This window comes from [Micrococcus luteus] ATCC 49442, assembly GCF_010367585.1.
Lineage (GTDB): Bacteria > Actinomycetota > Actinomycetes > Actinomycetales > Micrococcaceae > Arthrobacter > Arthrobacter luteus_A.
Window position 1 is genome coordinate 3484713 of record NZ_JAAAXP010000001.1, and the last position, 13275, is coordinate 3497987.

Below are 13275 nucleotides of genomic sequence, written 5' to 3' on the forward strand. Positions count from 1 at the left end.
CACCGTGCCTCACGTTATGTGAGTGTGGCGGGGTTGTCAGGAGTATATGCCCGTTGCGCAGACGTAAGTTCTGCGGCGGGTGCTCACGGGTGGAATATCAACAAATAGGTGCCTGGTGGCACGGACCGGTTGTTAGTACGGACATTGTTTTTCTTCGGAAGATCAGTTGTCCTGGAACGCTCGCTGGTTCGGGTTGCTGGGTAGTGTTTGGCACACTGTTGGGTCCTGAGGCAACAGGGCCGGGGTTCTTCCCTTGGGGAGGGTTCCTGGTACTTGTTTGTTTCTGGTTTCCTGGCTGCACCGATCGCGCATGTTGTGTGTGTGGGGTGTGTGGTTTGGGGTTGTTGTTTGAGAACTACATAGTGGACGCGAGCATCTTTTATAAGAAGCAATTTCCAAGAATATGAACCTGGATCTGTTGTTCTGTCTTTCGGGATGGAGTGATGGTTTTCATGGTTCTCTCGTGAAGTAGTTTTTTTGATCTTTTGTGGTCAAGTTTTTAAGAGCACACGGTGGATGCCTTGGCATTAGGAGCCGAAGAAGGACGTAGGAATCTGCGATAAGCCTGGGGGAGTCGATAACCGGACTGTGATCCCAGGGTGTCCGAATGGGGAAACCCCGCCAGGGGAGCGATCTGCCTGGTGACCCGCATCTGAACACATAGGGTGCGTGGAGGGAACGCGGGGAAGTGAAACATCTCAGTACCCGCAGGAAGAGAAAACAATAGTGATTCCGTTAGTAGTGGCGAGCGAACGCGGATCAGGCTAAACCGTTCCATGTGTGATAGCCGGCGGGCGTTGCATGGTCGGGGTTGTGGGACTTTCCATACTGTCTCTGCCGGGACAGTGGGGTGTGATGTGCAGGCATAGGTGAACGGTCTTGAAAGGCCGGCCAGAGAGGGTGTGAGCCCCGTAACCGAAATGTTTTGTGCCGCCTGGAGAGTATCCCAAGTAGCACGGGGCCCGAGAAATCCCGTGCGAATCTGTCAGGACCACCTGATAAGCCTAAATACTCCCTAATGACCGATAGCGGACCAGTACCGTGAGGGAAAGGTGAAAAGTACCCCGGGAGGGGAGTGAAACAGTACCTGAAACCGTGTGCTTACAATCCGTCGGAGCCAGTCTGATTCTGGTGACGGCGTGCCTTTTGAAGAATGAGCCTGCGAGTTAGTGTTACGTCGCGAGGTTAACCCGTGTGGGGAAGCCGTAGCGAAAGCGAGTCTGAATAGGGCGTTGCAGTGGCGTGATCTAGACCCGAAGCGAAGTGATCTACCCATGGCCAGGTTGAAGCGACGGTAAGACGTCGTGGAGGACCGAACCCACTTCAGTTGAAAATGGAGGGGATGAGCTGTGGGTAGGGGTGAAAGGCCAATCAAACTTCGTGATAGCTGGTTCTCCCCGAAATGCATTTAGGTGCAGCGTTGCGTGTTTCTTGCTGGAGGTAGAGCTACTGGATGGCTAATGGGCCCTACAAGGTTACTGACGTCAGCCAAACTCCGAATGCCGGTAAGTGAGAGCGCAGCAGTGAGACTGTGGGGGATAAGCTTCATAGTCGAGAGGGAAACAGCCCAGACCACCAACTAAGGCCCCTAAGCGTGTGCTAAGTGGGAAAGGATGTGGAGTTGCGAAGACAACCAGGAGGTTGGCTTAGAAGCAGCCATCCTTAAAAGAGTGCGTAATAGCTCACTGGTCAAGTGATTCCGCGCCGACAATGTAGCGGGGCTCAAGTACACCGCCGAAGTTGTGGATTTCAAATAATAGCCAAGCCGCTCCCTTGTGGGGTTGGTTCAGGCGTTTGGAGTGGTAGGGGAGCGTCGTGTGGGCAGTGAAGTCGCGGTGTAAACCAGCGGTGGAGCCTACACGAGTGAGAATGCAGGCATGAGTAGCGAAAGACGGGTGAGAAACCCGTCCGCCGAATGATCAAGGGTTCCAGGGTCAAGCTAATCTGCCCTGGGTAAGTCGGGACCTAAGGCGAGGCCGACAGGCGTAGTCGATGGACAACGGGTTGATATTCCCGTACCGGCGAAAAACCGTCCATGTTGAACAGGGGATACTAACCGCCCGAAGCCTGCCTGACCGCCCTTGTGGTGGAAGGGTTTTGGTGGAGCGCGGGACCTGATCCTGGGAGGCAAGCGTATTAACAGGTGTGACGCAGGAAGGTAGCCAAGCCGGGCGATGGTTGTCCCGGTCTAAGGATGTAGGGCGAACGGTAGGCAAATCCGCTGTTCATGATGCCTGAGATCTGATGGGACCCCCGTGAGGGGGGATTTGGTGATCCTATGCTGCCGAGAAAAGCATCGACGCGAGGTTTTAGCCGCCCGTACCCCAAACCGACACAGGTGATCAGGTAGAGAATACTAAGGCGATCGAGAGAATTATGGTTAAGGAACTCGGCAAAATGCCCCCGTAACTTCGGGAGAAGGGGGGCCCCAACCTTGAACACCACACGCTGGTGGGAGGGGATCGGGGCCGCAGAGACCAGGGGGAAGCGACTGTTTACTAAAAACACAGGTCCGTGCGAAGTCGCAAGACGATGTATACGGACTGACTCCTGCCCGGTGCTGGAAGGTTAAGAGGACCGGTTAGCCCTTACGGGCGAAGCTGAGAATTTAAGCCCCAGTAAACGGCGGTGGTAACTATAACCATCCTAAGGTAGCGAAATTCCTTGTCGGGTAAGTTCCGACCTGCACGAATGGAGTAACGACTTCCCCGCTGTCTCAACCATAAACTCGGCGAAATTGCAGTACGAGTAAAGATGCTCGTTACGCGCAGCAGGACGGAAAGACCCCGAGACCTTTACTATAGTTTGGTATTGGTGTTCGGAGTGGCTTGTGTAGGATAGGTGGGAGACGTTGAAGCCCGGACGCCAGTTCGGGTGGAGTCATCGTTGAAATACCACTCTGGTCACTTTGGACATCTAACTTCGGCCCGTAATCCGGGTCAGGGACAGTGCCTGATGGGTAGTTTAACTGGGGCGGTTGCCTCCTAAAAAGTAACGGAGGCGCCCAAAGGTTCCCTCAGCCTGGTTGGCAATCAGGTGTCGAGTGTAAGTGCACAAGGGAGCTTGACTGTGAGAGAGACATCTCGAGCAGGGACGAAAGTCGGGACTAGTGATCCGGCGGTACATTGTGGAATGGCCGTCGCTCAACGGATAAAAGGTACCTCGGGGATAACAGGCTGATCTTGCCCAAGAGTCCATATCGACGGCATGGTTTGGCACCTCGATGTCGGCTCGTCGCATCCTGGGGCTGGAGTAGGTCCCAAGGGTTGGGCTGTTCGCCCATTAAAGCGGTACGCGAGCTGGGTTTAGAACGTCGTGAGACAGTTCGGTCCCTATCCGCTGCGCGCGCAGGAAATTTGAGAAGGGCTGTCCTTAGTACGAGAGGACCGGGACGGACGAACCTCTGGTGTGTCAGTTGTACTGCCAAGTGCACCGCTGATTAGCTACGTTCGGATGGGATAACCGCTGAAAGCATCTAAGCGGGAAGCTCGCTTCGAGATGAGATTTCCATACACCTTGTGTGTGAGAGGCCCCCAGCCAGACCACTGGGTTGATAGGCCGGATGTGGAAGCGAGGACTAACGACTCGTGAAGCTGACCGGTACTAATAGGCCGATAACTTACACCACACACTCTCCTCGTGAACGGATTCAAAAGACGTTCACACCCATGGGGAGAGTACAAAGATAACAAGACTGCTTGCGTCCACTATGTGGTTCCCAAACAACAAACCAATTTGTTGCAGGGAACAAAAAACACAACACAATAATCAACACCACACCTGCCATCACCGGCAGGAAGCATGTTGTAACCACAGATTTCCCACCCCACACGGCCCTAGGCCCGAAGGGTGCGGAGCAAGGGTTACGGCGGTCATAGCGTGGGGGAAACGCCCGGTCCCATTCCGAACCCGGAAGCTAAGACCCACAGCGCCGATGGTACTGCACCCGGGAGGGTGTGGGAGAGTAGGTCACCGCCGGAACACCATTAGGTCGAGACCCCCCAACACACACGTGTCGGGGGGTCTCCCACATTTAACCACCACACCAAAAACCCACGGCACCCACGGTCCCCGCACCGCGGCACCCCCGCCCGCACCGCCGTCGGACACCACACACTGCGAGAGCGTTCCCCAAAACCCCACATCAAGTGAGAGAGCGTTCCCCAAAAAACCCGCATTAAGGGCCCTTCGCATTTACGCATGGTTGGTTTGTTTGATCCGGTAGTGCCGGTGGCCGCCGGCGGCGAGTAGGCATCTGAGCCGGTAGTTGGTGAAGTTGCGGAAGCCTCGGGCTATTCTGCGGGTGGTTTCGATGACTCCGTTGATTGCTTCGGTAGGCCCGTTGGAGGCGCCGTTCGTTTCGAAGTAGGCCAGGATCGCGGTTTTCCATTGTTTGAGTGTCCGGCCGAGGCGGGCGACTTCCGGGATTGGGCAGGACGGGAAGGACCCAATGACTTCATTCACGAGTTCCCTGCCCCGCTCCGGCCGGGCGTGATAGATGTTGCGGAGCTTCTGGTAGCACTGCCATGCGAGGGTGACTTCGTGGTCGGGGTCTCCGGCATTGAGTTTCGCATCGAGCCGGGCGGACTGCTTGTCGGTCAGATGTTCGGCGCCGATCTGCAGGGTCCGGCGGATACCGTAGAGCGGGTCACCCTTGCGTCCGCGGTGGCCGAGAGTGTTCTGCTGGACCCGGCGGCGGACTTCGTCGACCATGGCCGATCCGAGTTTCACGACGTGGAAGGCGTCCAGGACCGTGATGGCTTCGGGCAGTTCGTCGCGGATCGCGTTGGCGTAGCCGCGGAACGGATCCAGCGCGGCGGTCTTGATCCCGGCGGTGAACCCGGGGCCACGGTCTTTGAGCCAGTCGGCGTAGGCCTTCCCGGACCGGCCTGGAACCAAGTCAAGTAGCCGTGCGTGCACCACGCCGTTCTCGTCGCGGGTGTGGTCCACGATTCCGGTGACCATGCCGGATCCCGGCGGGCCGGTGTGTGACCAGACGTGCTCATCCACCCCGAGCGCGTCAACGCCGGCGAGCCGATCGGAGTTCCTGATGCGGCGGGTGGCTTCTGCTCTGATGGCGTCCCAGACGGTGTGCCAGGAGACCCCGAGCTGGTGGGCCAGGGCCGAGACCGAGGTATCGAACCGCTGCAGCGCGTCGGTCGCCCAGTGGGCGGCTCGGGCGGTGAGTTTCGCCCGCGGCCCGGCCAGCGGGTGTTCTTCACTGAATGTTGTTTTTGGGCAGTCCAGGTCCGGGCAGCGCCAAACACGCTTGGCCCACAGCAGCCGCACCGGCTGGCCGAAACAGGGAATGTCATGGAGCCGGACCTGGCGGCGTCCGTGGCCGACCGCGACGACGCCGCAGTCCGGGCACCCGGCGAGGTCCACACCGGTTTCGACGCCCAGTACGAGGCCAGTCCTGGTTGCCGTGACGGAGCTGACGTGGACGCCCTCGACACCGAGCAGCGCATCCGCGCGCATGCACCAGCGGCCAGCAGAACAAGACATAGAGTTATTCATGTCAGGGTCTCTTTTTGGTTTTGGTTGCTTGGTCGCTACCAATTCAAAGAGGCCCTGACCTCTTTCCTGCCGCACCACGCCGCACCACAGAATACCTACGCGATGGCGCCATCCTCAGACTGCGCATCCATGCTTATCTGCGAAGGCCCGCATTAAGTGAGAGGGCGTCCGCTGTGGGCGCAATTCCCCCGCAAATGCCCGGAAATCCCGTGATTTAAGTCAAAAAGTCGCGGAAACACGCGGAATTTGCGGACCTCGGCGGCCCAAGCTGGTAAGTTTTCGAACAGTGGCTTGCACGCATGCCGCGTTCAGGCTCCAGAAATCGTGACCGTCCAGGAGGACATCAATGGCTAAGAACCGTAGTGAACTTGTTTCAGAGGTAGCAGGCAAGGCCGGCACCAGCCAGGCAGCCGTCAACTCCGTCCTCGATGCACTGTTCGAGGTTTTCGAGACGTCTGTCGCCGCCGGCGAGAAGATCACCATCCCGGGCTGGCTTGCAGTGGAGCGCACCGACCGTGCAGCCCGCACCGGCCGTAACCCGCAGACCGGCGAGACCATCCAGATCGCAGCAGGCCACAGCGTCAAGCTGACCGCCGGCTCCAAGCTGAAGGCTGCCGTCGCCAAGAAGAAGTAGTCTTCTTCAGCACCAGCAAAGGAGCGGCAACCTCAGGGTTGCCGCTCCTTTGCGTGGGCGGCGATGGCCGATTCGCCGCCTCGGCACGCTTAGCGGACAATGGATAAGTGCCTTCTGCAGCAAAGTCCCGTTCCACAGCACCCCAACCGGCCTCCGGCAGGGGCGATACAACGCTGGCTGCCGGCGCCGTGGGCATTTCCCGGCGGTGGCAGCTTCTGGGGCTCGCAGCCCTGTTTGTGGGACTGGCAGCAGCACTCCTTTTCTCCGGCGCTGCCGCAGCCCGGGCCGTATCAGACCCGGGCGCCCTTGTGCGGTGGGGACTCCCCATCAGCAAGGCCGTCCACAACGTGTCCCTGGCTACGGTCATCGGCGGGCTGATCTTTGCGATCGGCATCCTGCCCCGGGCCGCAGGACCACGAACCCGGACCCACGATGGTGAGGCTCCGGAACACCCGGCCTTCGCCCGTGCCCTGGCCATAGCGGCCGCCGCCGGTGCAGCCTGGACGCTTTCAGCGATTACGGTACTGGTGCTCACCTACTCGGACGTCGCGGGCCAGGGGCTCTCCGGGGACGCTGAATTCACCCGTGCCCTGGTCTACTTCATGACCGATATCGACACCGGCAGGGCCTGGCTCGCCGTCACGATCATCGGGGCCGTCGTGACCACGGCCCTGTTCGGGGTCAGGTCCCTTGGAGGCCTCGCGCTCACGCTGGCCCTGGCGCTTGGCGGGCTGGTACCTGCCGCCCTGATCGGCCACTCGTCGAGCTCCTCGGACCACTCCGCGGCGGTCAACTCCCTGGGCCTGCACCTGGTGGGCGTCAGCGTCTGGGTTGGCGGCATCATCCTGCTCGCGTTGCTGTCCGGCATCCTGACCGGTTCGAAGCCGGGATCGGGTGCCGACATCACCGAGCCCACGCTGCGGCGCTTTTCAGCCCTGGCCGGTTTTGCCTTTGCCCTGGTGTTCGCCTCCGGTGTCATCAACGCAAGCGTCCGCATCACCAACTGGGCGGACCTCTTTGGGTCCCCGTACGGCCAACTGATCCTCGCCAAGTCGGCCGCCACCCTGGTGCTGGGCGGCATCGGCCTTATGCACCGGCAGTGGGTTATCCCGCAGCTGGGCCGGAAGGGCTCGTCTCTGTCGTCCCGGCATGTGCTCTGGCAGCTTGTGCTTGTGGAACTCCTGATCATGGGAGCCACTTCGGGGGTCGCCGTCGCGCTGAGCCGCTCGGCGCCGCCGGAGCCCACCACATTCGCCCCGGATGCAACGCCGGCATTCATCCTCTCCGGCTACGAGCTGCCGCCCGAACTGACCCCGGAGCGCTGGCTGACCGAGTGGCGCGTCGACTGGCTCTGGGCAGCCGTGGTGCTCTTCGCCCTGGTGTCCTACGTCCTCGGCGTCGTCAAGGTCATGCGGCGCGGAGACAAATGGCAGTGGTTCCGTACGGTGAACTGGGTGATCGGTCTGCTGGTGCTGACCTACATCACGTCCGGGCCGCCCACGGTGTACGGCATGGTGCTCTTCTCCGCCCACATGGTGGGCCACATGGCGCTCACGATGGTGGCGCCCATCTTCCTGGTTCTTGGTGCTCCGGTGACGCTGGCCATGCGGGCCCTGCCTGCCCGGACTGACGGCTCCCGTGGCCCGCGAGAGTGGCTGCTGGTCTTTGTGCACTCCAAGTTCTCGCAGGTAGTCACCCACCCGCTGTTCGCCGCAGCCAACTTCGCCGGCTCCATCGTGCTGTTCTACTTCTCGGACGCCTTCGGCTTCGCGATGCGCGAGCACGTGGGACACGAACTGATGAACCTGCACTTCCTGCTCACGGGATACATCTTCGTCCTGAGCATGATCGGCACGGACCCGCTGCCGCGCCGCGCCCCCTACCCCATGCGGTTGCTCCTCCTGCTGGCCACCATGGCTTTCCACGCCTTCTTCGGCGTCACGATCATGGGCGGGACCGGCCTGCTGGCTGCGGATTACTTCGGAAACCTCGGACGCCCCTGGGGACCGTCGGCCCTCGCGGACCAGCAAATAGGCGGTGCGGTGACGTGGGGCATCGGTGAAGTACCCACGCTGCTGGTCGCCCTTGGTGTGGCGATTATGTGGTCCCGGTCCGATCAGCGGGAGACCAAACGCGTAGATAGGGCGGCGGACAGGAATAACGACGCCGACCTGACTGCTTACAACGATATGTTTGCCAAATTGGCCGAACGCGATGCCAGATTGGCTGAACGCAACAAGCTGGAAGGACGCTGATGAGCGAAACCGTACGCACCCAACTCCGGGTCCGCGCCTCCGAACTGGTGGGCCGTAACTGGCTTAACACCGGCGGGAAGTCGCTGGACCTCGAAGCCCTGCGCGGCAAAATCGTCCTGCTCGACTTCTGGACTTTCTGCTGCATCAACTGCCTGCACGTCCTCGATGAGCTGCGCCCGCTCGAGGAGAAGTTCTCCGACGTCCTGGTCACCGTGGGTGTTCATTCGCCCAAGTTCGAGCACGAGGCCGATCCTGTAGCCCTGGCCGCAGCCGTCGAGCGCTACGAGATCCACCACCCGGTGCTGGACGATCCCGAGCTGGACACCTGGAAGGCGTACACGGCGCGCGCCTGGCCCACCCTGGTGGTCATCGACCCCGAGGGCTACATCGTGGCCCACCTGTCCGGTGAAGGCCACGCCGACGGCTTGGCGGTACTCATCCCCGAACTGATCGCCGAACACGACGCCAAGGGCACGTTGCACCGCGGTTCCGGCCCCTACGTGGCGCCGGAAGCCACCTCGGGCACGCTGCGCTTCCCCGGCAAGGCGCTTTTCCTCCCCGCCGGCCGCGGAACGTCGGATGCCCGCACTTCCGGGACGGGAACTCCTGACGCTGAAACGTCCGACGCCGGTACCTGGCTCGTGACGGATACCGGCCACCACCGTCTCGTGGAGCTGGGCACCGACTTCCAGACGGTGCTCCGCACCTACGGGGCAGGCACCAGGGGCTTCGCCGACGGAGACGCCGCTGATGTCGACTCGGTGACACCGGCCGCCCGGTTCAACGAACCGCAGGGCCTGGTGCTGCTTCCGGAGGACGTGGCAGCGAAGGCGGGGTACGACGTCGTCATTGCCGACTCCGTCAACCACCGCCTGCGCGGACTGTCACTGACGGACGGAACAGCCACGACGGTTGTGGGCAACGGCATCCAGAGGCTCCTGGAAACGGGCCCGGCACGGGTGGATGAGGACGCGGCAGGGTTCACCGGCCAGCTCAGCGACCACCCGCTGGATGTTTCACTCAGCTCCCCGTGGGACGTTGTCTGGTCCACCAAACTCAACGCGGTGCTGGTTGCCATGGCCGGCACACACCAGATCTTCAGCTTCGACCCGCTGACCGGGACCGTGGCGATTGTCGCGGGCACCGGCCTGGAAGGTCTGTTGGACGGCCCCGCCCACCAGGCCTGGTTCGCCCAGCCATCCGGCCTCGCCGAGGACGCCGACGGCAACGTCTGGGTGGCGGACTCCGAAACCTCCGCCCTCCGGAAGCTGGCAATTGACGACGCCGGCACGGTCACCGTGGAAACCGCCGTCGGCAAGGGTCTCTTCGACTTCGGTTTCCGTGACGGTGAAGCGGCCGGGGCGCGCCTGCAGCACCCGCTGGGCGTGACGGTCCTGCCGGACGGCTCCGTGGCCATTGCCGATACCTACAACGGCGCCGTCCGCCGCTACGACCCGGCTGCAGGCAAGGTCTCCACGCTTGCGCGGGGCCTCTCCGAACCCTCCGACGTGATTGTGGACCACACACACGCGACCGGCTCCGAGCCGCTCCTGGTTGTGGTGGAGGCCAACAAACACCAGCTGGTCTACGTGCCCATCCCCAAGGAAGCCCAGCAGGTGGACGAGGGCGCATCGCAGACGCAGCGGCCCAAGAGCCCGGTAGCCCCTGGACTGCTGGAGCTGAACGTCCGGTTCACAGCGCCCACCGGCCAGAAGCTCGACGACCGCTGGGGCGATCCCACCCAGCTGAAGATCTCCTCCACACCGCCGGAACTCCTGGTGGCCGGCGGCGGGACCTCAGTGGGCCTGCTCCGGACGTTGGAACTGGCTGAGGGGATTCCGGAGGGTGTCCTGCACATCACCGCCCGTGCTGCGGCCTGCGACGGCCCCGAAGACGCGGACGGCGAAATTCCGGACCACGCCGCCTGCCACCTGTACCAGCAGGACTGGGGCATCCCGGTGCTGCTGACCGACGACGGCGACACCGAGCTGGTCCTGGACCTGCGCGGCATGGACTGATCACCGGGCAGTTTTCGGAGCGGGGCCTAGTAGGTCAGGAGCGGGGTGACCTTGATGGTGTCGCCGTCCACGTCCAGGCGGGTGGTGAAGCTGAAGTCCACCTCTTCGTCCAGCGGAAACCAGGCCCCTGTGAAAGCGCTCTGCTGGACGGCCTCCACGCGGGCTTTGCCATCGAGGGGAGCAACCACCCACCGGCCGTCAAAGGGCTCGATGGAAATCTCCGGGTACTCCGTGATGGTCCACTTGATGGTGCCGTCGTCCACGTTGTTGGTGCTGGAGAAATAGAAGGGACAGTCCGGCTGGAGTTTCTGCTGTTTCACGGCCTCGGCGGCGCAGCCATCGAGGAACTCCCGCACGCTCCGGCCCACGTCCTCCCGCAGCCGGTCCGTCGCCTCGGTCAACAGGTTCAGCGGAGCCGCCGGAGCATCACGGGACGTGATGGTGGCGCGGGTGGCAGGGGCGGCGAAGTATTCACCGTTGAGGGACGCTTCGTACTCGCCGGGATAGAACACGGCGAACGAGTTCTTCCCGTCGGGCATGTTCACCGGGACGCCGTTGAGGCTCGCTTCGCTGGCGTTGACCACCGTGACGCCCACTGTGGGCAGCCGCGACGGCACAAACGCCCACGTATTGAAGAACAGCCATTCGGTTCCGGTCTGCTGCAGCAGGAAGTCGGTGCGGAGCCTGCTGCCGTCAATTGTGTACTGGACCGGGACCATGACCTGGCTGTTCGGGCGTTCCTCGGGCTCGCCGATGGTGATGTTCGCCAGGCGCGACGCAGCCGTCTGCAGCCCCGTCCCGTCAAGCATGGCGGCATTGCCGGGCGGCACCGTGGCGCGGAGCAGGCCGAGGGCCTTTCCGCCGTCACCCGCGCGCAGCGCATCCAGATATTCGCGGACCGGCTGCTGCGGGCTGGCCACGGTATTGTTCACCACGTTGATGGCCACAATGGCAGCGGCCACGGCAAGCATGAGGCCCAGCAGCCACCCTGCCGCTATCCTCACCAACGCCTGACTCATCTGCACGCCCCTTACGTTACCTGTAAGCCCGGTGAACACAGGTGTAGGGGCTACCCCTTCTGAAGGGGGCGGGGGCTTCCTGACGCCCGACGGCGGGGGCGCAGAGTGAGACATCGTCCGGTTTTGCCTAACGGCGGCGCCGGGACGAAGTGCCAAACACGCCGCGGAGCAGTTCGCGGCCGAGCTGGGTGCCCATGGACCGGACCATGCTCTTGAGTCCGCCGCCTAACGCTCCGCCGAGGGCACCGGCGAGATCGCCTGCGAACCCGCCGCCCGCCGGTGCGGCCCGTTCAGGTGCGCGCCGTGCCCGTTCGGGGGCGCGGTCCGGGGCCGGTGCCGGGCGGCTGCTTGGCCGGCCGAGGATCTCTTCTTCGATGCGGCGGGCTTCAGCGTCGACGTCGGCCTGGCCGGTACCGGCGTCTCCCACGCTGCCGGGGACCGGGGGCTCACCCGGGGCGGCGTCGCCGGTGGAGGCTGCGGCCTTGCCGGTGAGCTTCTCGTAGGCGGAGACGTTGTCCACGGCGGTACCGTACTTGGCCAACAGTGCGGACCCTGCGACGGTGTTTTTGATGAGCTCGTCAGTGCTGGGGCCCATCACGGATTCCGGGGCCCGGAGACGGGTGTGGGCCACCGGCGTCGGCGCACCCTTCTCGTTCATCACCGTGATGACAGCCTCACCGATTCCCGCGGATGTGAGGGTTTCCTCGAGGTCGTAGTCGCTGACCGGGAAGGTGGAAACGGTGGCTTTCAGGGCCTTCGCATCCTCGGGGGTGAACGCGCGGAGGGCGTGCTGGATGCGGTTGGCCAGCTGGCCCAGGACGTCGGCGGGCACGTCCTTGGGGGTCTGGGTGACGAAGAAGATCCCCACACCCTTGGACCGGATCAGCCGGACGGTGGTGGTGATGGCGTTCAGGAAGGCCTTGGATGCGCCGTTGAAGAGCAGATGGGCCTCGTCCAGGAAGAACACCAGCTTGGGCTTGTCCAGGTCGCCCGCTTCAGGCAGGTCTTCGAACAGGTCAGCCAGCAGCCACATCAGGAAGGTTGAGAACAGCATCGGCTTGGTCTGCAGCGTGGGCAGCTCCAGGCAGGTCACCACGCCGCGGCCGTCCGGGGCGGTCCGGAGCAGCTCGGCGGTATCGAACTCGGGCTCGCCGAAGAACCTCTCCAGGCCCTGGGCCTCAAGATTCACCAGTTCCCGCAGGATGACGCCGGCCGTGGCCTTGGACAGGCCGCCGAGTTCCTCCAGGTCATCCTTGCCTTCGTCCGAGGTGAGGAACTGGATGACGGCGCGGAGGTCCTTGAGGTCGATCAGCTCGAGGTTGTTTTTGTCCGCAAAGTGGAAGACCAGCTGCAGGCTGGACTCCTGGGTGTCGTTGAGCTCCATCACGCGGGAGAGCAGGATGGGGCCGAACGAGGTGATGGTGGCGCGTACCGGAATGCCGTTGCCGTCCCCTCCCAGGGCAAGGAACTCCACCGGGTAGGTCTTGCCTGCCCACGCCTGGCCGATGCTGTCGGTGCGGGCCTTCAGTTTCTCGCTGCCGGTTGCCGCCGTCGCCAGGCCGGACAGGTCGCCCTTGATATCTGCAAGGAACACGGGAACGCCGGCCGCGGACAGCTGCTCAGCCATCATGTGCAGGGTGACGGTCTTGCCGGTGCCGGTGGCGCCGGCCACCAGCCCATGGCGGTTCATCATGGCCAGCGGCAGCCGGACCTGCGCTTCCTTGTGCAGTTCGCCGTCGACGATGGCGGCACCCAGTTCGATGGTGGCACCTTCCAGGGTGTAGCCCTTCTGGATGGTGGCGAGCTTCTCTGCAGCGGTTTTGTTGGCCATG

General features: G+C 62.7%; 6 protein-coding genes and 2 rRNA genes. 5 read left to right on the forward strand and 3 right to left on the reverse strand.

Annotated features, from left to right (window positions below; genetic code table 11):
- Window positions 1–489: 489 nt before the first annotated feature.
- Together GUV69_RS15900 and rrf are read left to right on the forward strand one after the other, a co-directional pair.
- Window positions 490–3628: ribosomal RNA gene (locus tag GUV69_RS15900) — 23S ribosomal RNA — on the forward strand.
- Between the two features lie 236 nt (window positions 3629–3864).
- A 5S ribosomal RNA gene (gene rrf / locus GUV69_RS15905) occupies window positions 3865–3981 on the forward strand.
- Between the two features lie 213 nt (window positions 3982–4194).
- Here rrf and GUV69_RS15910 read toward each other — a convergent pair.
- Window positions 4195–5517, reverse strand: a complete 1323-nt coding sequence (locus tag GUV69_RS15910; protein ID WP_164200960.1) for an ISL3 family transposase — start codon at window positions 5515–5517, stop codon at window positions 4195–4197.
- A 346-nt stretch (window positions 5518–5863) separates the two neighbouring features.
- On the opposite strand from GUV69_RS15910, the gene GUV69_RS15915 reads away from it, so the two are divergent.
- The 3 genes from GUV69_RS15915 (at window position 5864) to GUV69_RS15925 (ending at window position 10424) form a co-directional block, all read left to right on the forward strand.
- Complete coding sequence (locus GUV69_RS15915; protein WP_056341443.1) at window positions 5864–6151, forward strand: HU family DNA-binding protein; 288 nt, start codon at window positions 5864–5866, stop codon at window positions 6149–6151.
- Between the two features lie 107 nt (window positions 6152–6258).
- Complete coding sequence (locus GUV69_RS15920; RefSeq protein WP_164204163.1) at window positions 6259–8406, forward strand: bifunctional copper resistance protein CopD/cytochrome c oxidase assembly protein; 2148 nt, start codon at window positions 6259–6261, stop codon at window positions 8404–8406.
- Entirely contained in the window at window positions 8406–10424 is a 2019-nt protein-coding gene (locus GUV69_RS15925) for an NHL domain-containing thioredoxin family protein (protein ID WP_164204165.1), read from the forward strand. The genes GUV69_RS15920 and GUV69_RS15925 overlap by 1 nt, the downstream gene beginning before the upstream one ends.
- Before the next feature lie 26 nt (window positions 10425–10450).
- Here the strand turns inward: GUV69_RS15925 and GUV69_RS15930 are convergent, their stop codons facing one another.
- Window positions 10451–11443 (reverse strand): hypothetical protein, encoded by a 993-nt coding sequence (locus tag GUV69_RS15930; protein ID WP_208786659.1) that lies wholly within the window; start codon window positions 11441–11443, stop codon window positions 10451–10453.
- 127 nt (window positions 11444–11570) lie between these two features.
- Window positions 11571–13274, reverse strand: a complete 1704-nt coding sequence (locus tag GUV69_RS15935) for a helicase HerA-like domain-containing protein (RefSeq protein ID WP_164204167.1) — start codon at window positions 13272–13274, stop codon at window positions 11571–11573.
- Window position 13275: the final 1 nt, after the last annotated feature.